The sequence below is a fragment of the Nocardia sp. NPDC050793 genome (assembly GCF_040654065.1).
GTDB lineage: Bacteria > Actinomycetota > Actinomycetes > Mycobacteriales > Mycobacteriaceae > Nocardia.
On sequence record NZ_JBFAHG010000018.1, the window covers coordinates 1 to 21,663 of the forward strand.

A 21,663-nucleotide genomic window follows, 5' to 3' on the forward strand; every position below is an offset into this window, starting at 1 on the left:
CGCTTCCGAGCGGTCGAGACTCGCGACTTCGTCGCATGCGCTTCGACCGCTCGGAAGCGAGACGGCCGCGAACGGGCTCGTAAGACTCGCCCTGGGGGTGGTCGAGTAATGCGTGAAACGTGCGTTTGGGTTGGGGTTTAACCGTGCCCGTTCTGCTCGGACTGGAGGTTGGCCATGATCTCCGCGACCGATAGGCGGCGGGCGGAGTGGCCGGAGTCGGTGTCGGTGTCGTCGCGGCGGCGACGGCGGGCGCCCGCGGTGCCGACGGTGGGTCCGGGCTGCGGGGTTGGCAGCGGTCCGATGGTCGGGCGCGGGGCGGAGTCGCCGTCCATCGGGGGGAGGCGCGGGGGGACGGACGGTTCGGCGGATGCTTCTTCGTGCTCGGCCGGGTCGGTGAAGGCGTCGGACCAGCCGCCAGGGGCGCTCGTCGGCTCGGGGGCGTCGGCGCGGTCGCCGGTTGGGTCGTGCCGGTACCCGTTCTGGTGCTGGCCATTCGGGTACCGGGTGTTCGAGTACTGGCCGTTTCCGGCGTCCTCGTAGTCGGCGTACTCGTCGTCCGGGTAGTCGTCGTCGGGGTAGTCGCCTTCGAGGTAGTCCTCGGCCGAGACGACCGCGGTCTCGGCGGTGACCGGATCGTCGAACGGGCTGGCGAAGGCGGGCGGCTCCGGGTGGTCGGGTTCGAAGATCGGGGTGACCGCGCTGCGCGATTGCTGCTGCTGCGGGCTGGCCCATCCGTCGGCATTCGCCGAGCTATCGTTCGCCGAAGCGTCGTACGCGCTCGGCAACTCCTGAATCCGGGTGGCATCGGCACGCAGAGCGGGGCGATCCATCGGCAGATCGCCGTCGAAGAGGCGTTGCAGACTCTGCCGCAGCACCGTCAGCTCGGCCCGCAGCGCGGCCAGTTCGGTGGCATCGGCGCCCACTTCCTCCCGCACCCTGGCCTCGACCCCGAGCTCGAATTCGCGGCGCGCCGTGATCTCGCGCTCGAGCTGCAGTTCGTACACCGTCTGCAGGTCACGCACCTTCGCCTTGTCCACATCGGCGTCTTTGCGGTACTTGGTGGCGGCCAGTGCGCCGATCGCGGCCGCCCACAGAGCGGCGATCAGACCGATCCTGATGAACTGCAGGCTGTTGCTGAACACCAGGAAAACGCTGGCAATCAGACCGAGCAGAATCACAGCGCCGACGAACAGTTTTCCCGCTTGATCCCGCCGTTGACGGGAAGTGCTGCTACGGGAGGGTGAAACCATGCACGCCAGGGTAGCGGGGTTGGCGTGCCACGCCCAGAAACTGGTCCATCGCTTCCATTCGGAAGATTTGCTAAGTCGTTGCCGGTTCGTCCGGCGGCTCGTCGGGCGCCCGGCAGCAATACTCGAGCCACAGCGCCGCGGCGACCAGCGCGATACCCGCCAGCATGCCGACGATCGCGCCCGGCGAATCGGCCGCGGCCGCGCGCAGCGTGCCACGCTGTGGGAAGACCCACAGCAGGAATCCGAGCCAGACGCCCGCCGCGATCGAACCCACCTGCAGCGACGCCTTCGCCAACGCCACGGCGCGCGCGGCGGTGATCGGATGCAACTGGTGCCTGCCGTCCCCGATCTGGTGATCGTTGACCCTGGCGCGGATGACGAAGGCGAGCACCACCTCGATGGCGGCCACCGGATACAGCGAGGCGCCCGCGTAGACGGAGATCGGCGGGAAGTTCGCGTAGGCGACCCTGGTGGCGATCCACGCGACGACCGCGGCGATCAGCACGTTGGCCACCAGATCGAGCGCCCGGGTCGGCTTGAGCTTCACGACGCGGCTCCCCCCGCGGTTCGGTGCAGCGACAACTCGGTCCGGCGCACGCCGGCCCGCTCGTCGGCGTCGAGCGCGGCGAGCCATTCCCGGATCGGCCGGTCCACACCCTCGACGGTCAGCCGCGCCTCGGGTTCCACGTCCAGCCACGGGATCAGTACGAAGGCCCGGTTGTGCGCCTGCGGATGCGGCAGCGTCAGCTCCGGATCGGCGCTGACGCACGGCACCGGCCCCGAAGGACCCGGCTCGGCACACCACACCACGTCCACGTCGAGAGTGCGTGCGCCCCAACGCACCTCGCGCACCCGGCGCGCCGCCCGCTCGAAGGCCTGCCCGCCGCGCAGCCAGCCGAGACAGTCCAGCTCTGGATCGTCCACCAGCACAACGGCATTGAGGAAATCGTCCTGATCGACGCCGCCCCACGGCGCGGTCGAGTAGACCGGCGACACCGCGACGACGCGGTCCGCGAGCCCGTCCACCACACTGCGCAGATGCGCGAGGCGGTCCCCCATGTTCGAGCCGATCGACAGGACGGCGCGGCTCATTCGGCGCCCTCGCGGACGCGTGCGGTCACCACGCGGACATCGGCGAAGGTGTGCGGGATCGGGGCAGATGGCTTGTGCACCACCGCCTCCACCGCACGGATGCGCGGATCGGTCATCACGTCGTCGGCGATCTCGGCGACCACCGTCTCGATCAGATTGCGCGGCGGGCCCTGCACAATCCGCACCGCGCGTTCGGCCAGCGCCCCGTAATCCACGGTGGCGGCCAGGTCGTCGGAGGCGGCGGCGGCCGTGAAATCCACCCACACGGTGAGGTCGACGACGAACTCCTGCCCGTCGCGCCGCTCGTGCTCGAAGACCCCGTGGTGCCCGAAAGCGCGCAGCCCGCGTAGTTCGATCCGGTCGGGCCCCGAGGGCAGTGCGCGACGCTCCCCCGGTCGGCCCTCGTGGGTCACCGGTGCGGTGGGCGGATTCATCCGAGAGCTCCTCGCGAGATCGGCCGGGCGGCACGCTGCCAGGCGTCGGTGACGGCGATCGCGTCCAGAGAGGCGCGCACGTCGTGCACGCGAACTCCCCAGGCGCCGTGCAGAGCGGCAAGTGCCGAGACCGTGGCGGTGGCGACCTCCCTGCCGTCCGGCGGCCGCGGGCCGTCGGCGTCGGCCAGCAGGGCGCCGAGGAAACGTTTGCGTGAGGCGCCGATGAGTATCGGCAGGCCGTCGGCGACGAATTCGGGCAGCGCGCCGAGCAGAGCCCAGTTGTGGTCGGCGTTCTTGGCGAAACCGAGACCGGGATCGAGGATCAGCCGCGATCGGTCGACACCCGCGGCGACGGCCAGCTCGACCTGCGCGGTCAGCTCGGCGCGCACCTCGGCCACGACATCGTCGTAGTGATCAGCAGGACCGGTGTGCCGGTAGTCCGCGCCCGCCCGCCAGTGCATGAGGATCCACGGAACATCAGCGGCCGCAACGACTTTCACCATATCGGGATCGGCACGGCCACCGGAGACGTCGTTGACCACCGAGACGCCCGCGTTCAGCGCCGCCTCGGCCACACTCGCGCGCATGGTGTCCACGCTGGTCGGCACGCCTGCCGCCACCAGACCGCGAATGACCGGCGCGACCCTGGCCGCCTCGGTCTCCGGGTCGACGCGGTCCGCGCCCGGCCTGGTCGACTCGCCGCCCACGTCGATGATGTCGGCGCCGGCCCGGTACAGCTCGATGCCGTGCTCGATGGCCAGCCCGCGATCGAGATAGCGGCCGCCGTCGGAAAACGAATCGCTGGTGACGTTCACGACGCCCATCACCACGCAGCGGCGGCCGCCGCGCGCAATGACGTTCGTGCGACCGGACACCGCGGCCTCCCTCACCGGCGCAGGATCAGTTCGAGTGCCTCGGCGCGCGAGGCGGCGTTGGTCTGCAACAAGCCGCGCACCGCCGAGGTGGTGGTGCTCGCGCCCGGCTTGCGGATGCCGCGCATGGCCATGCACAGGTGCTCGGCCTCCACCACGACGATCGCGCCGCGCGGCTCGAGCTTGCGCATGACGGCGTCGGCGATCTGGCTGGTCAGCCGCTCCTGCACCTGCGGGCGCTTGGCGTAGAGGTCGACCAGCCTGGCCAGCTTGGACAGCCCGGTGACCCGGCCGTGCTCGCCGGGGATGTACCCGACGTGGGCGACGCCGTGGAAGGACACCAGGTGATGTTCGCAGGTGGAGTACATCGGAATGTCGCGCACCAGCACGAGCTCCTGGTGTCCCTCGTCGAACGTGGTGTTCAGTACCGCGTCCGGCTCCTGGTAGAGCCCGGCGAAGGTCTCCCGGTAGGCGCGGGCGACGCGGGCGGGCGTTTCGCTCAGGCCCGGACGGTCCGGATCCTCACCGATCGCGATCAGCAATTCCCGGACGGCGGCTTCGGCGCGCTGCTGGTCGAACGGCCGCCCGGTCTCCAGTGCGATCAGCTCGGGTCCGATCGGCGCAGGCACAGATCCGTAGCGCTCGATCTCGTCGCGACCGTCGAGCGCCGAGTCGACGGCATAGTGGTTGGCCGACAATCGAGGACACCTCCAAAATCTCGGGCGCCTGCAATCTCTCGGCACCCCAATGGTCGAGCGTAATCGGCGCCCGCTCAGCGCCGTCCGTTCGGTCCATCCCACTCGTGGTTCTCGCCCTCGCCGTGCTGGCTGGGACGACCCGGCTCCTCGTAGCCGTCGTGGCCGTAGCCTCCGTGCTCTTGGCCGGAAGCGCCCTGCTGCGGATTGCTCCACGGCTGGTAACCGCGCCGGGACTCGCCCGGCCCGCCCCAACCGCCGCCGTAACCCGGCTGCCCGGCGGGCTGCTGCGGTTCCTCCCGCGGCGGCCAGCCCGGCGCCGACCAACCGGCCGGAGCGCCGTAGTCCGGACGCGAGCCGTGCGTGCCGCCCTGGCGCGGGTACGCCTGGGTCGGCGCGTGCGGCGCGGCGTAGCCGCCGGTCACCGGCTGGCCCGGGTAGCCGTACTGCGGCTCGGGCTGGCGGCCGTCCTCCTGCGGATAACCGTTGGCGGGCACCGGCTCCCGCTGCGCGGCGGCGGCCAGCGACGGCTGCACCGGCTCCGGCGGCCAGGACTCGCCGCGTTCGGCGGCCAGCTCGCCCGGCGTCTTCACCGGCGGCTTGTCCGAGGGGACGCGCTCGCCGAAGTCGTTGAACGCGGTGATCCTCGGGCGCTTGTCCACCGCGGCGAGGAGCTCCTCGAGATCCTTGCGGTGCAGGGTCTCGCGCTCCAGCAGCGCGGTGGCCAGCTCATCGAGCACGTCGCGGTACTCGTTCAGGATCGCCCACGCCTCGGTGTGCGCGGCCTCGATGAGGTTGCGCACCTCCTCGTCGATCTCGCGAGCGACCTCGTGCGAGTAGTCCGAACCCATGCCCATGGACCGGCCGAGGAACGGGTCGCCCTGCTCCTGGCCGTAGCGGACCGCGCCGAGGCGCGCGCTCATGCCGTACTCGGTGACCATCGCGCGAGCGATCTTGGTGGCTTGGTCGATGTCGGAGGACGCGCCGGTGGTCGGCTCGTGGAACACCAGCTCCTCGGCGGCGCGGCCGCCCATCGCCATGACCAGGCGGGCGATCATCTCCGAGCGGGTCATCAGGCCCTTGTCGTCCTCGGGCACCGTCATGGCGTGGCCGCCGGTGCGGCCGCGGGCCAGGATGGTGACCTTGTAGACCGGCTCGATGTCGGGCATCGCCCAGGCGGCCAGCGTGTGGCCACCCTCGTGGTAGGCGGTGATCTTCTTCTCGTGCTCGCTGATGATGCGGCTCTTGCGGCGCGGGCCGCCGATCACGCGGTCGACGGATTCCTCCAGCGACTCACCGGTGATGACCGCGCCGTTCTCGCGCGCGGTGAGCAGCGCGGCCTCGTTGATGACGTTCGCCAGGTCCGCGCCGGACATGCCGACGGTCCGCTTGGCCAGACCGTCCAGATCGGCCTCGGTGGAGATCGGCTTACCCTGCGAGTGCACCCGCAGGATCGCGCGGCGACCGGCCAGGTCGGGGTTGCTCACCGGGATCTGCCGGTCGAAGCGGCCGGGGCGCAGCAGCGCGGGGTCGAGGATGTCGGGGCGGTTGGTCGCGGCGATCAGGATGATGCCGGTGCGGTCGCCGAAGCCGTCCATCTCGACGAGCAGCTGGTTCAGCGTCTGCTCGCGCTCGTCGTGACCGCCGCCGAGGCCTGCGCCGCGCTGGCGGCCGACCGCGTCGATCTCGTCGACGAAGATGATGCACGGGCTGTTCTGCTTGGCCTGCTCGAACAGGTCGCGCACGCGGGAGGCGCCGACACCGACGAACATTTCGACGAAGTCCGAGCCGGAGATGGTGAAGAAGGGCACACCCGCCTCGCCTGCGACGGCGCGCGCGAGCAGGGTCTTGCCGGTGCCGGGCGGGCCGTAGAGCAGCACGCCCTTGGGGATCTTCGCGCCCAGCGCCTGGTAGCGCACCGGGTTCTGCAGGAAGTCCTTGATCTCGTAGAGCTCTTCGACGGCTTCGTCGGCGCCCGCCACGTCGGCGAACGTGGTCTTGGGCATGTCCTTGGACAGTTGCTTGGCCTTGGATTTGCCGAAGCCCATCATGCCGCCGCGGCCGCCGCCCTGCATGCGGGCCATCACGAAGATGAACAGTCCGAGCAGGATCACCATCGGCAGCACGAACAACAGGATCTGGGTGAACCAGCTCTCCTGCTTGACCACGGTGTTGTAGGGCGCGCCCGACTTCTGCACGGCGTCGAAGATCTGCGCCGAGGTCTCGCTGCCGCCCGGGTACTTCGCGATGATCTTGTTCTGACCGGCGGTCGCGTCGTTGCCGTTGTTCAGCTCGATGCGCAGCTGCTGTTCGCGGTCGTCGATCTGAACGTTCTTGACGTTGCCCTTGTCGTCCAGCTGGCTCAACGCTACGGAGGTATCGACGCTCTTCCAGCCGCGTGTGTCATTGCCGAAATAGCTGAACGCATAGATCACGAGCAAGATGCCCGAGACTATGGCCAGGGTGCGGAACACTGTCTTGCGGTTCATAGAGCGTAGGCCGGGCGGCCAGTCCTTTCCGGTGTCTCCGGGTTCTGCCTAGCGAAACGTCGGGCGCGTCGTGTTGCATTCCGCCCGGTCCTACCCGATTCCAGGAGGGTTCGGATGCGGACAAGCCACGTTACCGCGTACGGTCTACTCGATACATCGCGCAGTTCGGCAGTTGGTGCAGTTCGACAGGTAAACGCTCGAAGGACGACGGTGGTTCCCGATTCCTCGCTCCGGTTTACCTCGAGTGGTCACAATCATGGCATGTTCGGCCTATCGTGAGCGACGACACAACATCGCGGCGCTAGCGACGGGCACGGAGGTGGACCCCTCGAATGCCCACGCAAGCGCCGCACGACACAACCGCAAACCACGACAGAACACCGCGGCGGAGCCGCACGAAGCAACACTGCGGCGTGAGCCGTACCGGACAACACAGCGGCGTGAGCCGTACCGGACAACACAGCGGCGCGAGCCGTACCGGACAACACAGCGGCGCGAGCCGCACGAAACAGCACAGCGGCGTGAACGACGGGCACGGAGGCGGCAGCTTGTGTAATCCCGAAGGGCAACGGGAAGGCCGCGCGATACAACCGCACGCAAAACCACACAGCGGCGTGAACGACGAGCGCGCGGCGCCGCAGGACAGCGACGACAGCGGCGCGCGAGCGACATATGGACCCGGCGGCTCGTACCACCACGAAGAGCCTCGGGAACGCCGCACCTCGGACCAGAGCGCAGGGGGTATGGACATAGTCGAGCTACGGACACCCACAGCGATTGTGCGCCACGGCCGCGGACGGCTGGTCGTTCTGCGACCGGGCAGCGATGGCGAGCGCGTCTTGGATGTGCCGGTCACCGACCTGCTCAAAGTACGGCTGAGCCGGCGCGCGGACGACGCCGTCGTCATCGAGATCTATCTCCGCTATCCCACGCCGGTGCTCACCGGGGTGCCCGCCGACCGCACCCCGCTTCCGGTGCTGGTCGCCGAGCACGACGTGCCGGCGGCGGCCGAGATCGTGGAGCGGATCAACGACCAGATCATGGCCGCCCAGCGGATCGACGTGGCGGCGCCCGACCTGAGCCCGCCCACGCCGACCTGGTCGAAGACCGGGCCCACCCGCGCGGACGTGGATCGTGCGGTGCGCAGGATGGCGCCGCGACGGGAGGCCAAGCCCGCGATCGCGGCGCTGCACCGCTACGTCACGGCCGACGAGTACGTCCTCGAGACCGCGGTCACCGTGGCGCACCCGCCCGCGGGTACCGGTCCCGGCCTGCTCGTCGCGACCACCGGACGGCTGCTGTTCATCTCGATCGGACCCGGTGACCGCTACGCGCACGAATTACCCATCCCGGCGGTGCTGTGGGCCCGATCCACCGAGGGCGTGCCCGCGACGCCCGGTGAGATCGGCGCGGTACGCGGCGAGACCGGCGTCGACGTGCACGACGGCAACATCACCCTGCACTTCACCGGCACCGATCGCGCCGATACCGAGCGGGTGGCGTGCGCGGTGAACTTCGCGGTGCGCCGCGACTCCGCCGACGGCGCCGCAGGACCCGCGGATCCCGGTGTGGCGCAGCTGTATTCGGAATGGGAACTGCTCGTCGAGCGGCATTCGCTCGGCATGGTCGACGACGGGCAGTTCCAGCGCTACGGCCGGGGAATCCTGCGTTCCCTGCCGGACTCCGTGGCGACTCCCTGACCGTTCAGGCCTGGTCCGGCCCCTTGTCGTTCAGCGCGATGCGGCGCCAGGGGCTGGTCGGGCGGGTCCACAGGCGGAGCAGTTCCATGCGCCGGTCGACGCCGCCGTTCTTGAGTTCGGCGAGGTCCTCGCAGGCCTGCCAGTAGGTCCAGCCTGCGAGGTAGGCGTCGCCGAACTGCCGCCAGTTGCGGTACTTGCGCTGGGCAAGCGGCAGCGCGCGCATGAGGTAGCCCCAGGCGACGTCGGCTTCCAGATAGCCCGCCGTGAACGCCATGCGCGCGACCGCGACGACGCGAGCCAGATCCCAGGCGTGAATGTCGCTGGGCAGCGGGCGGGCGAGGTGGTCGGTGAAGCCGATCTTGATGGCCTGGGACCAGATGTCGTAGTCGCGGACCAGCGCCTCGGGGTTGTCCATACCGCGGAACGAGCCGACCTGGCGCAGGAATGCGCGGTGCCGGTCGGCGCGCTCACCGAAGCGATCGCGTTCGCTTGCGTTGATCGAGGCCATGACGAGCGGGTGCACCATCGCGTAGAGGGGGGCGTGCATCCCGTCCAGCAACTGCTCCATGGAGGCCTGCGCCTCGGTGCCGTCGGTGATGCCCCATGCACCGGTGAGGGTGTCGATGGCCAGTTCCTTGCGATCGCCGAGCGGATGCTCCCGTTCGGGGCCGAGCAGCAGCGCGTCGTGGAAGGCGTCCCAGCGGGCGGAGTAGAAACCGCCGAGCGAGAGCGCGCGCAGCTCGTCGTCGGATATCGCGGCACCGGACCAGTGGTCCTCTTCCCGCTTGTCGAGCTCTTCGTACGGGAAGGTCGTCAGCGTTGGTATACCGCGGGAAGGCATGCCTCCGATTGTTCACCATGGATCCGCTCTCGACCCGTTAATCGAAGACGAGTCCGCATCTTCGCGAACGCCGTCGGCATCTTCGCAAGGGATTTCCGACGCGCCTGTTTCTTGCCCTGACGCAGCGGCGGCGGAGGGCTAATGTGCACGCATGTGTACGAGCATCACCGTCCTGCGTGGCCTGGAACCTGCCGCTACCGAGCAGGAAATCTATGCTGCCGCACTTCAGTACGTGCGCAAGGTCGGTGGGGTTTCCGGCCTCAGCAGCACGACAAAAGCGGCTGTTGACAAAGCGGTGGCGACCATCGCGGCGGCGACCACGACGCTGCTGGCGGAGCTACCGGACACCACGATCGCGCCGTCCACCGAACCACCGATGCGGCGGGCCGAGCTGGGCTACTAGGCCCAGTCTCGAAGTCCGGCCGGATGCATCCGTGTCTCGGATCGCCGCCTGGCAAGGCGGAGGAGGAGCCGATACCGGGGTTGTATCGGGCCTAGACCCCGTAGGCCTCCACGCAGGCGAGCGCGACCTCCAGCGGCAGGCCGCGCTGCTCGATCGGATGGCCGAGCAGTTCCTCGATCCGCTGGATTCGGTAGCGGACGGTGTTCTTGTGCACCCCGAGCAGTTTCGCCGTGGCCTCCGGGCTGCGGTGGCTGGCGAGGTAGGCGTGCAGCGTCCGGCGCAACCGGACGGCATTGGCGTCGGAGTCGGCGAGCTCGCGCAGCTCGCGATGGATCAGGCCGCGCATGGCGGCCTCGTCCGCTCCGGCGAGATAGGCGATCTCCACGTCGCGGTAGGCGGTGACGCGCGGCCCGTCGCCGTGAGCCAGCTCCGCGACGTGCCGCGCGGCGACCGCTTCCCGGTGGCTGGAGCGAAAACCTTCGGCCCGACCGGCGGGCACCCCGAAAGCGATCCGCACCGGCGCGGACACGTGGGCGGCGAGCAGTTTGCCAAGCCTGCCGGGAGCGGCGAGCCCTGCCGCGTGCGCCGCGTCGTCGAGACCGGCCCATGCCCACATCCCGCTGGCTCCGGAGGGCACGGTGAGCAGTAGCGCGGTGCCGAGTTCGGCGGCCACCCGCGCGGCGGCCCGGTCGAGCAGCCCGGTCGACTCGCTGTCGCCGCCGGGTTCGGAGTCGTCGGTCCACAGCACGAAGGCCAGGTGCTGCCTGCCGAGCCGGTAACCGAGCCGAATCGAGGCCTGGTCGGCGTCCATGTCCTCGCCGGACAGCAGCGCGTGGACGGTCTCGGTACGCCGGTTCAGCGCCGCGCGCAGCACCCGCTCGCGCTCCTCCATGTAGGTGTCGGTGAGGAGTTCCACCGACATGCTGACCCATTTGGTGGACCGGTCGAACAGCCGGAGCATGACGGCGCGCTCGATCTCCTGCGGCACGTCACGCTGCTCGATGGCGTCGGTCATGTAGTCGAGCACCGCCTCCATGCCCACGTGATAGGTGCGCAGCAGCAGTCGCAGATCGAAGCCGCGGCGGGCGATGGTGCGCGCGAAGGCGTGCGCCTCCTCCGGTAGCGCGAATTCGAAGGTGTCGCTGGTCAACCCGCTCAGCATGGTCCTGGCGTGCGCACGCGTGCTCGCCGCGAGGTCGCGGCTCATGTCCCGGTCGGCCAGTTCCGGCACGCGCGCGACGATCACGCCGTCGAGCCGGTCGACAACCTGTTCGAGCGTGTCGGTCCGCATCGTCTCGTAGACATAGTCGGCCAGCCAGTCGCGCACCACCGCACTGTTCGGCCCGACGCGGACACCCGGTCCCGAAGTGCCGGACACACCCTCGACGTTTTGTACTTTCGACACAATCGGACCCGTTCCGGTTGACAAAATGGGCCAAGAAAATCGCCCATCATTGTGTCACGATCATAGTTCAGTGAGCTGATTCACAGCGCCGGGTTCACCGCGCCGGTTACTCAGTGCCGGGCGACCGCGGCGCACACAACGTCAGTGGGAGAACAGCAGTGACCAATACCGAGTCCGCGCCGAGCCCGGCGAAGAAGACGTCCGCGCGCAAACCGGCCGCCAAGAAGGAAGCCCCGACCGTCATCGAGGTGCGCAATCCCGGAACCGGCCAGATCGTCGGCACGGTGCAGGCGCGGAGCGCCGAAGAGGTCGCGGCGAAGGTCCGCGAACTGCGGCTCTACCAGCCGGAGTGGGAGGCCATCGGCGCCGATGGCCGCAAGGAGTGGCTGCTGAAACTCCAGGACTGGCTGATCGACAACACCGAGCACCTCGCCGACGTGCTCCAGTCGGAGACCTCCAAGCCGCGCGCCGACGCACTGATCGATCCGTCCTTCGGCGCCGACCTCATCGGCTACTACGCGCGTCGCGCCGGCAAATTCCTCGCCGACGACCACCCGTCGCCGCACAGCCCGCTGGCCCGGGTCAAGAAGCTCACCACCGTCTACCGGCCGTACCCGGTGGTCGGCGTCATCACCCCGTGGAACTTCCCGCTGGCCATGCCGGTGATGGACGTGATCCCGGCGCTCGCCGCCGGCGCCGCGGTGATCCTCAAGCCGTCCGAGGTCACCCCGCTGTCCGCACTCGAATTGGCAAGGGGCTGGGCGGAAATCGGCGCGCCGCCGGTGTTCGCGGTGGTCACCGGCGCGGGCGAGACCGGAGCCGCGGTGGTCGGCAACGCCGATTACATCCAGTTCACCGGCTCCACCGCCACCGGCCGCAAGATCGCTGCGGCGTGCGTGGAGCGGATGATCCCGTACAGCCTCGAGCTCGGCGGCAAGGATCCGGCCATCGTGCTCGCCGACGCCGATCTCGATCGCGCCGCGCATGGCATCGCGTTCGGCGGCATGTTCAACGCGGGCCAGGTGTGCATCTCGGTGGAGCGCGTGTACGTCGAAGCGCCCGTCTACGACGAGTTCGTCGCCAAGCTCACCGCCAATGTGAAGGCGCTGCGCCAGGGCATCGACGGTCGCGAACTGAAGCACGACGTGGGCGCGCTGGCCAACGAGAACCAGGTGAACATCGTCCAGCGCCACGTCGATGAGGCGGTCGCCGCTGGCGCGAAGGTGCTCACCGGCGGCAAGCGCACCGGCCAGGGCACCTTCTTCGAGCCGACGGTGCTCGTCGACGTGGATCACAGCATGTCGTGCGTGGCCGAGGAGACCTTCGGCCCGACGTTGCCGGTGATGAAGGTCGCCGACGAGGCGGAGGCGATCCGGCTGGCCAACGATTCCGTCTACGGCCTGTCGGCCTCGGTGTGGACCGGCGACAAGGAGCGCGGCGAGCGCATCGCGCGCCAGCTCGACGCGGGCGCGGTGAACATCAACGACGTCTTCGCCAACCTGTTCAGCTACGCGCTGCCGATGGGCGGCTGGGGGCTGTCCGGCGTAGGCGCGCGCTGGGGCGGCGCCAACGGCGTGCGCAAGTACTGCCGCCAGCAGGCGATCACCAAGCCGATGCTGCCGACCCTGCAAAAGGAGCTGTTCTGGTACCCGTACCAGAACAGCAAGCTGCTCAGCGCGCTCGGCGCCATGCGTGCCGCGGGCGCACGCGGCCTGCGCCGCATCGACATCCCCGCACTGCTGAAGCTCAAGGGAGACAACAAGTGACCGACCCGGCGAAGATCCGAGGCAAAGTCGTCGTCATCACCGGCGGCGCCCGCGGCATCGGCCTGGCCACCGCCATCGCGTTGCAGGCGCTCGGCGCCAAGATCGCGATCGGCGACGTCGACGAGACCACCGTCAAGGAATCCGGCGTCGCCCGCGGCTTCGAGCTGTACGGCAAGCTCGACGTCACCGAGGCGAGCTCGTTCGAGTCCTTCCTCGACGAGGTCGAGCGCACCCTCGGCCCGATCGACGTGCTGATCAACAACGCGGGCATCATGCCGACCGGCAAGCTGGTCGACGAGCCGGACCAGATCACCCGCCGCATCCTGGACATCAACGTGTACGGCGTGATCCTCGGCTCCAAGCTGGCGCTGGCCAGGATGCTGCCGCGCCGCAGCGGGCACGTCATCAACATCGCCTCGCTCGCGGGCGAGACGCACATTCCCGGCCTGGCCACCTACAACGCCAGCAAGCACGCGGTGCTCGGCTTCACCGACACCCTCCGCGAGGAATACCGCGAATCGGGCGTGCGCTTCTCTTCGGTGCTGCCCACGCTGACCAACACCGAGCTCGGCTCCGGTGTGTCCGCGCCGAAGATGCTGCGGCCTGCCGAGCCGGAGGAGATCGCCGACGCGATCGTCGGGCTGATCGAGACGCCGCGGTCCAAGGTCAGGGTCACCGCGGTGGCCGGGATCATCTCCCAGGTCGTCGGCATGCTGCCGGAAGCCGTTGGGGACGGTATCGCGCGGGCGCTCGGCTCGAGCCACGCGTTCCTGGACGACGTGGACGCCGAGAAGCGCAAGGCCTACGAGGAGCGCGCCAGGGGCGCGTAGCCACCCCGGGCGGGTCGGAAGGCGCTGTGATCGCGGTTTGCCGTCGATCACAGCGCCTTCGGCGTGTGTGCCGGATGTCGCACCACACATAGGCCTGGTGGCAGCCGCCGTCAATCGTTCTATGCGACCAGCTGGTCAAATTGTGAGCAATATCACTCAATCCGGGCGTAACAAGATCCACCCGGTCAGCGACGGGTTTCTGTTCGGTCACTGAGTTCGCCGATCGCATGGCGCCGCCGACAGCGCAGATCACGGAGCTGTAACATAAGCGCTGGTCAAGTGACCAAAGAATGCGGGCGGCAGCAAAGCCGAGGCGGGTGCCGGAAATTCGCCGAGCCGGTGGTGCAGATGACTACGTCAGGCAATATGCTGTCCCTAACAAACCTGCCGACTGTTTCGGTGCCCGTATCCAAACTTTTCGGCCTGATAAGGCTGGAAATTGAGGACTGATTCTGATAGCAAGGGGCTATGGACCCGCATTTGCGCGACCTGCGGTATTTCGTCGCCGTCGCTGAGGAACTGCATTTCACCAACGCCGCTCAGCGGCTGCATATCGCCCAACCCACCCTGTCGCGTCAGATCCGTCAGCTGGAACGCCAGCTCGACGTGGTCCTGTTCGACCGCAACCAGCGCAGCGTCGCGCTGACCGTCGCAGGCAAGGAACTGCTCGAAGGCGCTCGCAAGATCCTCGAGCTCTGGGAGGTCACCAACGTCTCGCTGCAAGAGGCGGGCGAGGTGCTGCGCGTCGGTATCCAGTCCGCGCTCGGCCGCGGACTCCTCAACGACCTGGAGAGCGCCAGCGGCCACCGGCTGGCACTGCACGCCGCCTCCTGGACCGACCCGTCCAGCGGTCTTGCCGGCAGGCAAGCCGACCTGTCCCTGGTCTGGCTGCCGCTGCCCGATCCGAACCGGTACCGCTGGGAAGTCCTGCGCACCGAGCCGCGCTGGGTGCTGCTACCGGAGAACCACCCGCTGGCCGACCAGGAGACCATCGACTTCGCCGACCTGCTCGACGAGCCGTTCATCGCACTGCCCTCCGAGGCAGGCGCGGTGCGCGACTTCTGGCTCGGCAACGACGCGCGCAACGGCCGCCAGCCCAAGATCGGCGCCGAGGCGGCGACGCCGGAGGACAAGCTCGAGGCCGTGAGCCTCGGCCTCGGCGTCTGCCTGCTCGCCGAGAACAACGTGCCGATGTACCGCTGGCCTGGCCTCACCGCGCGTCCGCTGACCGGACTCGCCCCGTGCGAGCTCGCGGTCGCGTGGCGGGCCGACGACACCCGCCCGACCATCCTGGAATTCGCGACGCGCGCCGTCGAAGGTGGCTTCTCCACCCAGCAGCAGCAGCCGCTGGCCAGCTGACGTTTCCCGGCGCACCGTCAGCGCACGGTGCGCCGCCAGGGGTGCAGTTGTTCGAGTTGCGCGGAAAGGCGCAGCACGGTGGCTTCGCTGCCGGGCGGACCGGCCAGCTGCGCGGCGACCGGCGTGCCGGAGTAGGGGTGCGTGCCCATCGGCACGGAGGCGGCGGGCCAGCCGACCAGATTCCAGATCGGCGTGAACGGCGAGAAGCGGAAGCCGGTGAGCACGTTGGCGAGCCAGCCTCTGCGGTGCCAGGCGCGCGCTCGCGGGGGCGCGGCGGCCAGCGTGGGAGTGATCACCACGTCGTAGTCTTCGAAGAATTCGAGCAACCTGGCTTCGATGCGGTCGACCTGGGCCGCGCGCACCAGCCCGAGTCGCTGGACGATCCGGCCGATCGCCAGGTGACGGCGGGTACGCGGTTGCAGACGTTCGGGATGGGCGAGGGTGGCGGCCTCGGGCAGCGCCACCGTCAGCCAGCGGAGCAGCAGTGCGAGCACGGCGTCGCCGTAGGGCAGCGCGGTCGTCTCCACCCGGTGTCCCGCGGCCGCTGCGACGGCCGCGGCTTTGCGCGCGGCGGCGGCCCAGTGCGGGTCGACGCGGGCCAGCCGGGATGGCGGTGTGACGGCCAGCGCGATGCGTAGTCGGCCGGGCGGTTCCAAGTCGGCTAGGTCCGGACGGGCGGCCATGACCGAGAGGGCGAGCGCGGCGTCGCCGACGGTCGTCGCGAGCACGCCGTTCTCCACCATGCCGCCCCATGAGTCGACCCCGACCTCGGCGGGCACGGTGTGCCTGCCCGGCTTGATTCCGTAGACGCCGCAGCAGGCCGCGGGGATGCGCACCGAGCCGAGGCCGTCGTTGCCGTGCGCCACCGGAACGAATCCCGCCGCGACCGCCGCGGCCGCGCCGCCAGAGGATCCGCCCGGGCTGCGCGTGCTGTCCCACGGATTCCTGGTGATCCGACGCTGGTCGTCGGTAGTCGCCCAGAGACCGAGCTCCGGCATCGTGGTGAGGCCGACGACGACCGCGCCCGCGTCGCGCAGCCTGCGCACCACAGGGTGGTCGGCCGTGGCCTGCCCGGTGTCGGTCGCGGCCGAACCGCACAGCACCGTTTCGCCAGTCACCGGGATGTTGTGCTTGATCGCCACCGGCACGCCCGCCAGCGGCAGCACGTCCAGATCCCCGCGCCGCTCCAGCGCGATGGCCTCGGCGACGGCGCGCTCGGCCCGGACCACGCCGAACGCACCGGTCGTGACGTCCTCCGCGGCGATGAGCTCGATGGCCGCGTCGATAACCTCGGTCGGTGTCAGCGAGCCATCGCGCACGCTCGCGGCAATGACCGCAGCGGGACCCCGAGGAGTCTCCGCTTCCCCACCCGCATGCGGCCCCCCTCGCTCGCTCTCGCCCATGCGTACCTCCTGGGCGGACGGTTTTTCCGTGCTAGCGGTTTCGGTGATTGCAGCCAAGCCATCCGCTACCGCCGTAGCCTTGTTGTGCATGTGCTGATTCGCCCCCGTCGCATCGTTGTCGATATCGGGTGATCCGCTGTTGAGGCGCAAGTTATCATTCCCGATACCGCTCGGGGGACGATGACGTCGGGTGTGGCGGATTTTATCCGGTACAACCACCGATCGACAGTGCGGATTTCCCGATCATCCGCCACAGCTAGTAGGTCCGAGAATGAGTGCCGACTCCGATAGAAATTTCCGTCCGGACACGGCTTCCGACACCGAGGCCGGCGGCCAGCTGCTCAGATCCGAGCTCGTCGCGGTGGAGGCATTCGCCGCGGCGTGGGCCGCCGTGCTCGGCATCGCCCCTGATGAGGGGCCCGGACCGCTCCCCGAGATCAACGCGTTCCTACCCGACGCACATACCCTGCGCCGTCAGGCGCTGATCGAGCTGATACGGGTCGATATGCGGTACCGGTGGCTGCGCAAGGCCGCGGCCGGACCGCCTCGCCCGGAAACACCGCCGCCCACGCCGCGGCGCAAACGATTGGCCGAATACTGCGCCGAATTCCCCGAGCTCGAACCTCAGAACATACCGGCCGGTTTGGTGTATGAGGAATTCGTCGTCCGCCGTCAGAGCGGTGAGCGCGTCGACCCGCGGGAATGCCTGCGCGAATATCCGTCCCAAGCGGCCGAGTTAGCGGATCTGCTTAACGCCGACGACGTCGAACAGAGCACCCGCAGGGCCCCGCTCGATGACTCCTTGCGGACACAGCGCGACGACTCCGGCAGCGCCGACGACGCGACACGCGCCGCGCTCGACGACGTCACCCGCACCGCGCTCGCGGACACCGGGCCGGATCGCCCCGGCGCGCTGAACCAAACGACCGCATCCGCTCGTGGTAGAGAGGTGAACCCCACGGCGGAGGCGACCAGTACCGCCGATCTGACCGGAACCGCAACCGCGATCGGCACCACGATGGGTACCGGGCCGGGTCGTCTCGACCCCCTGGACCGCATCCAGGTCGGCCAGCGCGTCGACGACTTCGACCTGCTGACCGGTCTGGGCAGCGGCGCGTTCGCCCGGGTGTTCCTCGCCAGGCAGCGCTCCATGCAACGGCTCGTCGCGGTGAAGATCTCCGCCGACCGCGGCACCGAGCCGCAGACCTTGGCCCAGCTCGACCACGACTACATCGTGCGGGTCTTCGACCAGCGGCTGCTCGACGCGGGCGAAACGAGCGGAACCGCGCGGCGGTTGCGCCTGCTCTACATGCAGTTCCTGCCCGGCGGCACGCTGCTCGGAGTGTTGCGCTGGGTGCGCGCCACCCCGCCGGAGGAACGCAGTGGCCAGCTGCTGCTCGACGCGGTGGACGCGGCGATGGAGGAGAAGGGTGAGATCCGCCCGACCGATTCCAGCGTGCGCGCCGAGATCGCCGCACTGAGCTGGCCGGAGACCGTCGCCTGGCTGGGCCGCAGGCTGGCCGAGGCGCTGGACTACGCCTCCGCGCACGGCGTGCTGCACCGCGACGTGAAGCCGGCCAACGTGCTGCTCACCGCCGAGGCCGTGCCGAAACTCGCCGACTTCAACATCAGCTTCAGCCGCAATGTGGAGGGCACCAGCCCGGTCGCCTACTTCGGCGGCTCGCTGGCCTACATGTCGCCCGAACAGCTGGAGGCATGTCATCCCGGCCGCGAACGTTCCGCCGCCGATCTCGACACCCGCTCGGACATCTTCTCGCTCGGTGTGGTGCTGTGGGAACTGCTCACCGGCGGCAAGCCCTTCGACGACACCACCGCAGGCGCGGGCAGCCGCGGCGACGACACCACACTGGAAGCCATGCTGGAGCGACGCTGCCTCGGGGTGGACGCCGCGGCACTGGAGCGGGTACCGAAGAACTGTCCCGCCGCGCTGCGCCGCGTGCTGCTGACCTGCCTGCGGCCCGAGCGCGGCGAGCGCTGGTCCAATGGCGCGACGCTGGCCAAACAGCTCGACCTGTGCCTGGACGAACGCGCGCGAGACCTGGTCGACCCGAAACCGGGCAGCTGGCGGCAGCGGCTGCAGCCCTACATCATCCCGGTGCTGATCGTGGCGATCGCCCTGCCGAACATGCTGGCCTCGCTCTACAACATCCAGCACAACCAGAACCTCATCGTGGACCGAATGCCCGAGGACGCTCAGAGCACCTTCCTGATCATCACCAGTGTGGTGAACGCGGTGTTCTTCCCGATCGGGTTCTTCACCATCATCTACTCGGCGCGCTATGTGCTATCGGTGAGCAAGGGACTGCGCAAAGGCAAACGCTACGACCCGGACACATTGCGCCGCGCCAGAGCCGACACGCTGCGGCTCGGCGAGATAGCGGTGCTCATCCCGTTCCTGCTGTGGCTGCTCGCCGCGTTCACCTTCCCGCTCACGATGCAGCTGTCCACCGGCGGGATTCCCGCCCGCGCCGTGGTGCACTTCATGGCCTCGCTGGTGGTCTGCGGCGCGATCGCGGCGTCGTATCCCTTCTTCCTCGCGACCTTCTACCTGATCCGCAGCATCTATCCGATCTTCCTTCGGCACGGTGACATCAGCGCCGAGGACGCGGACCGGCTGCGCGGACTCGACCGGCGGGCCAACGGCTACTTGGCGATCGCCGCCTCGGTGCCGCTGCTCGCGGTGGCCGGGGTGACCTTCCTGCCACCCGGCGACATCCCGATGGTGATCTTCGCGGTGCGCGTGCTGTGCGCTGGCGCCATCGTCGCCTTCGTCGGGTCGTATCTGCTGTTCCGCGCCCTCGAGGCGGACCTGCGCGCGCTGGAGCGGGTGGTCGCCAGCAGCGAGACCGGCCCGCAGCAGGGTGCGCGACGCCACGCGCGCCGGTTCGACACTCGGCCGCGCGCCGCCGCGGAGCGGCCGTGACCATCGCCAACGTCGACCCGGTAGCCCGCTTCACCGCCGATTGGCAGCACTGCCTGAGCGGTGCGGGCGCGAATCCGCCGCGCCTGGCCGACTACGTGCCCGACGGTACCGAGGTGAGGGTCGCGGTGCTCGCCGATCTGGTCCGCATCGACCTGCGGCAGCGCTGGGCCGGCCGCGGCCCCGCGAAGCGCATCGCGGAGTACCGCAGCGAGTTTCCCGAGGTCGACGAGAGCCCGGAGCTGGTCGACCTGGTGTGCGAGGAATTCATCGCCCGACGCGGCCGAGGCCCGCTCCCGCTGGAAGAGTTCTTAGCCGAGTACCCCGAACTGGCCGACGCGGTGCGCGACCGGCTCACCGGCGACCACGGTCACCCGGCAGTGGTGCGCGTGGATCACGACCCCGCCGCACTCGCACCGGGACAGCGAATCGACGATTTCGACCTGCGGACCGAACTCGGCCGCGGACGCGCCGGACGGGTGTTCCTGGCCAGGCAGCTGTCCATGCAGCGGGTTGTCGCGGTGCGGGTCGCCACGGCGGGCGGCGTGGACCCGCAACCGATGGTCCAGCTCGATCACCCCCATATCGTCCGGGTCTTCGACGAGCGGGTGCTCACCTCCGGCGGCGAGATCAGCACCCTCGTCTACATGCAGTATCTGCCCGGCGGCACCGCGGCGGAGTTGCTGCGACGCCGCCGCGCGGCAGGCGCGGAGGCGGGCGGCGCGCTGCTGCTCGGCGCGCTGGACGCCGCGATCGAGGCGAAGGGCGAGATCCGACCCTCGGACTCCCTGGTGCGCGCCGAGCTGGCCACGCTCAGCTGGCCGGAGACGGTGGCTTGGATCGGCCGCCGCCTCGCCGACGCAGTGGGCTATGCCGATCGCCACGGTATAGCCCACCACGCCATCGACCCGGCCAACGTGCTGTTCACCAGCGAGGGCATCCCCAAGCTCGCCGACTTCGCGCCCGGCGACGGCACCGCCGCACCGCCCGATTCCCCTGCGGCGCTGCGTGATTGGCTGGCCTACCGCTCCCCGGAACAACTCGCCGCCGCGTTCGATCCCGACGCCCCCACTCCCGACACCCGCAGCGACCTCTACTCGCTCGGCATTCTGCTGTGGGAATTGCTGACCGGCACAAGACCTTTCGCCGACGAACAGGCCACCGTCGAGGCCGCCCTCCGCGCGCGACGAGCGGGTGTGCCGGCGGCGGCGCTGGCGCAGCTGCCCGCCGACTGCCCGCCCGCGCTGCGCCGCGTCCTGCTGACCTGTCTGGAGCCCGATCCTCGGCGGCGCTGGCCGAACGGCATGGTGCTGGCCGAGCAGCTGGATCTTTGCCTCGACCCACGAGCTCGCGACCTGGTCGACCCGCCCGAGCGCAGCTGGCGAGTCCGGCTGCGGGCCTGGCGGGTGGTGCTGGTCGGCCTGGCCATCGCGGTGCCGAACCTGCTGGCCTCGGCCTACAACATCGACCACAACAACATGCTGATGCACAGCAGGCAGTCCGCGCAGACGCAGCGGCAGTTCGAGATCTACTCGGTGATCGTCAACGGCTTCGGCTTCGCCGTCGGCACCGTACTGCTGGTCTACCTGGCCAGATACCTGATCACGGTGCCGTACGGGTTGCGCAGGGGCGTCCGCTACGACGAAGACGTGCTGCGCAAGGCGCGCGCCTCGGCCGTGCGACTCGGCGATCGGGCCGCGCTGATCATCTTCACGCTGTGGCTGCTCTCCGGCCTCGTCTATCCGCTCGCCCTGCGTGGCACCAGCGACCAGGTATCGGCCAGTGACTACACGCATTTCATGATCCTGCACACGGTCTCGGGCGTCATCGCGATGACGTATCCGTTCCTGCTGACGAACTTCTACATCGTCCGATGCGTGTATCCGATGTTCTTGGGTCAGGGCGGAATCGAACGAGCCGAGGCCGAGGATCTCCGCGCGCTGCGCCGCCGCAGCGGGTTGTATCTGCTGGTCGCCGCGTCGATTCCGCTCATCGCGGTCGCCGGGTCGACCCTGTTGAGCACCTCCGACCTCGCCAAGATCATCGTCACACTGCGGATAATGTGCATCGCGAGCATCGTCACCTTCGTCGCGGTCTACCTGCTGTTCCGCGCCATGGAACGGGATCTGGACGCGCTGGGGCGGGTGACGGCGCCGGGTCTGTAGCCACTCACCCAGGAGCGC

Annotated in this window: 17 protein-coding genes; 7 read left to right on the forward strand and 10 right to left on the reverse strand. The window is 69.3% G+C overall.

Going from position 1 to position 21,663, the window contains the following annotated elements; genetic code table 11:
* Nucleotides 1-137: 137 nt before the first annotated feature.
* The 7 genes from AB0H50_RS34230 to ftsH form a co-directional block, all read right to left on the reverse strand.
* The gene (locus AB0H50_RS34230) at nucleotides 138-1,250 is read right to left on the reverse strand and encodes a DUF6779 domain-containing protein (protein ID WP_357461083.1); all 1,113 of its coding nucleotides are present in this window, start codon (nucleotides 1,248-1,250) and stop codon (nucleotides 138-140) included.
* Nucleotides 1,251-1,320: 70 nt separating this feature from the next.
* A complete protein-coding gene (locus AB0H50_RS34235) occupies nucleotides 1,321-1,797 on the reverse strand; it encodes a DUF3180 domain-containing protein (RefSeq protein WP_357461086.1) in 477 nt (158 codons plus the stop codon).
* Nucleotides 1,794-2,342, reverse strand: a complete 549-nt coding sequence (gene folK, locus AB0H50_RS34240; protein WP_357461088.1) for a 2-amino-4-hydroxy-6-hydroxymethyldihydropteridine diphosphokinase — start codon at nucleotides 2,340-2,342, stop codon at nucleotides 1,794-1,796. The genes AB0H50_RS34235 and folK overlap by 4 nt, the downstream gene beginning before the upstream one ends.
* Complete coding sequence (folB, locus tag AB0H50_RS34245; protein ID WP_357461091.1) at nucleotides 2,339-2,776, reverse strand: dihydroneopterin aldolase; 438 nt, start codon at nucleotides 2,774-2,776, stop codon at nucleotides 2,339-2,341. Before folB ends, folK begins: the two co-directional genes overlap by 4 nt.
* Nucleotides 2,773-3,600, reverse strand: a complete 828-nt coding sequence (gene folP / locus AB0H50_RS34250) for a dihydropteroate synthase (protein ID WP_357461218.1) — start codon at nucleotides 3,598-3,600, stop codon at nucleotides 2,773-2,775. The genes folB and folP overlap by 4 nt, the downstream gene beginning before the upstream one ends.
* A gap of 62 nt (nucleotides 3,601-3,662) precedes the next feature.
* Nucleotides 3,663-4,277, reverse strand: coding sequence for a GTP cyclohydrolase I FolE (gene folE, locus AB0H50_RS34255; RefSeq protein WP_357461220.1), 615 nt, complete (start codon nucleotides 4,275-4,277; stop codon nucleotides 3,663-3,665).
* Nucleotides 4,278-4,420: 143 nt separating this feature from the next.
* Nucleotides 4,421-6,832: an ATP-dependent zinc metalloprotease FtsH gene (ftsH, locus tag AB0H50_RS34260; protein ID WP_357461094.1), complete on the reverse strand. Its 2,412-nt coding sequence runs from the start codon at nucleotides 6,830-6,832 to the stop codon at nucleotides 4,421-4,423.
* 614 nt (nucleotides 6,833-7,446) lie between these two features.
* On the opposite strand from ftsH, the gene AB0H50_RS34265 reads away from it, so the two are divergent.
* Nucleotides 7,447-8,532: a hypothetical protein gene (locus AB0H50_RS34265; protein WP_357461096.1), complete on the forward strand. Its 1,086-nt coding sequence runs from the start codon at nucleotides 7,447-7,449 to the stop codon at nucleotides 8,530-8,532.
* A 4-nt stretch (nucleotides 8,533-8,536) separates the two neighbouring features.
* Here AB0H50_RS34265 and AB0H50_RS34270 read toward each other — a convergent pair whose 3' ends face one another.
* Complete coding sequence (locus AB0H50_RS34270) at nucleotides 8,537-9,373, reverse strand: DUF1266 domain-containing protein (protein ID WP_357461099.1); 837 nt, start codon at nucleotides 9,371-9,373, stop codon at nucleotides 8,537-8,539.
* A 151-nt stretch (nucleotides 9,374-9,524) separates the two neighbouring features.
* Here AB0H50_RS34270 and AB0H50_RS34275 point away from each other — a divergent pair, with 151 nt between their 5' ends.
* Complete coding sequence (locus tag AB0H50_RS34275) at nucleotides 9,525-9,776, forward strand: DUF2277 domain-containing protein (protein ID WP_357461102.1); 252 nt, start codon at nucleotides 9,525-9,527, stop codon at nucleotides 9,774-9,776.
* A 91-nt stretch (nucleotides 9,777-9,867) separates the two neighbouring features.
* Here the strand turns inward: AB0H50_RS34275 and AB0H50_RS34280 are convergent, their stop codons facing one another.
* Complete coding sequence (locus tag AB0H50_RS34280) at nucleotides 9,868-11,154, reverse strand: helix-turn-helix domain-containing protein (RefSeq protein WP_357461103.1); 1,287 nt, start codon at nucleotides 11,152-11,154, stop codon at nucleotides 9,868-9,870.
* A 185-nt stretch (nucleotides 11,155-11,339) separates the two neighbouring features.
* On the opposite strand from AB0H50_RS34280, the gene AB0H50_RS34285 reads away from it, so the two are divergent.
* The 3 genes from AB0H50_RS34285 (at nucleotide 11,340) to AB0H50_RS34295 (ending at nucleotide 15,136) form a co-directional block, all read left to right on the forward strand.
* Entirely contained in the window at nucleotides 11,340-12,947 is a 1,608-nt protein-coding gene (locus AB0H50_RS34285) for an aldehyde dehydrogenase family protein (protein WP_357461105.1), read from the forward strand.
* Nucleotides 12,944-13,777 carry an SDR family oxidoreductase gene (locus AB0H50_RS34290; protein ID WP_357461107.1) on the forward strand — a complete coding sequence of 278 codons (834 nt, stop codon included), beginning with the start codon at nucleotides 12,944-12,946 and terminating at the stop codon, nucleotides 13,775-13,777. The genes AB0H50_RS34285 and AB0H50_RS34290 overlap by 4 nt, the downstream gene beginning before the upstream one ends.
* A 468-nt stretch (nucleotides 13,778-14,245) precedes the next feature.
* Nucleotides 14,246-15,136 (forward strand): LysR substrate-binding domain-containing protein, encoded by an 891-nt coding sequence (locus tag AB0H50_RS34295; RefSeq protein WP_357461109.1) that lies wholly within the window; start codon nucleotides 14,246-14,248, stop codon nucleotides 15,134-15,136.
* Between the two features lie 17 nt (nucleotides 15,137-15,153).
* Here the strand turns inward: AB0H50_RS34295 and AB0H50_RS34300 are convergent, their stop codons facing one another.
* Complete coding sequence (locus AB0H50_RS34300; protein WP_357461112.1) at nucleotides 15,154-16,539, reverse strand: amidase family protein; 1,386 nt, start codon at nucleotides 16,537-16,539, stop codon at nucleotides 15,154-15,156.
* Nucleotides 16,540-16,810: 271 nt separating this feature from the next.
* Between AB0H50_RS34300 and AB0H50_RS34305 the strand changes: the two genes are divergently transcribed.
* Nucleotides 16,811-19,483, forward strand: coding sequence for a serine/threonine-protein kinase (locus AB0H50_RS34305; RefSeq protein ID WP_357461115.1), 2,673 nt, complete (start codon nucleotides 16,811-16,813; stop codon nucleotides 19,481-19,483).
* Nucleotides 19,480-21,645, forward strand: coding sequence for a protein kinase (locus tag AB0H50_RS34310; protein ID WP_357461117.1), 2,166 nt, complete (start codon nucleotides 19,480-19,482; stop codon nucleotides 21,643-21,645). Before AB0H50_RS34305 ends, AB0H50_RS34310 begins: the two co-directional genes overlap by 4 nt.
* Nucleotides 21,646-21,663: the final 18 nt, after the last annotated feature.

Coding starts and splice junctions, on each gene's coding strand:
- AB0H50_RS34230 (WP_357461083.1), bottom strand. CDS start 1,250: ATGGTTTCACCCTCCCGTAGCAGCACTTCCCGTCAACGGCGGGATCAA.
- folK (WP_357461088.1), bottom strand. CDS start 2,342: ATGAGCCGCGCCGTCCTGTCGATCGGCTCGAACATGGGGGACCGCCTC.
- folB (WP_357461091.1), bottom strand. CDS start 2,776: ATGAATCCGCCCACCGCACCGGTGACCCACGAGGGCCGACCGGGGGAG.
- folP (WP_357461218.1), bottom strand. CDS start 3,600: ATGGGCGTCGTGAACGTCACCAGCGATTCGTTTTCCGACGGCGGCCGC.
- ftsH (WP_357461094.1), bottom strand. CDS start 6,832: ATGAACCGCAAGACAGTGTTCCGCACCCTGGCCATAGTCTCGGGCATC.
- AB0H50_RS34270 (WP_357461099.1), bottom strand. CDS start 9,373: ATGCCTTCCCGCGGTATACCAACGCTGACGACCTTCCCGTACGAAGAG.
- AB0H50_RS34275 (WP_357461102.1), top strand. CDS start 9,525: ATGTGTACGAGCATCACCGTCCTGCGTGGCCTGGAACCTGCCGCTACC.
- AB0H50_RS34295 (WP_357461109.1), top strand. CDS start 14,246: ATGGACCCGCATTTGCGCGACCTGCGGTATTTCGTCGCCGTCGCTGAG.
- AB0H50_RS34300 (WP_357461112.1), bottom strand. CDS start 16,539: ATGGGCGAGAGCGAGCGAGGGGGGCCGCATGCGGGTGGGGAAGCGGAG.
- AB0H50_RS34305 (WP_357461115.1), top strand. CDS start 16,811: ATGAGTGCCGACTCCGATAGAAATTTCCGTCCGGACACGGCTTCCGAC.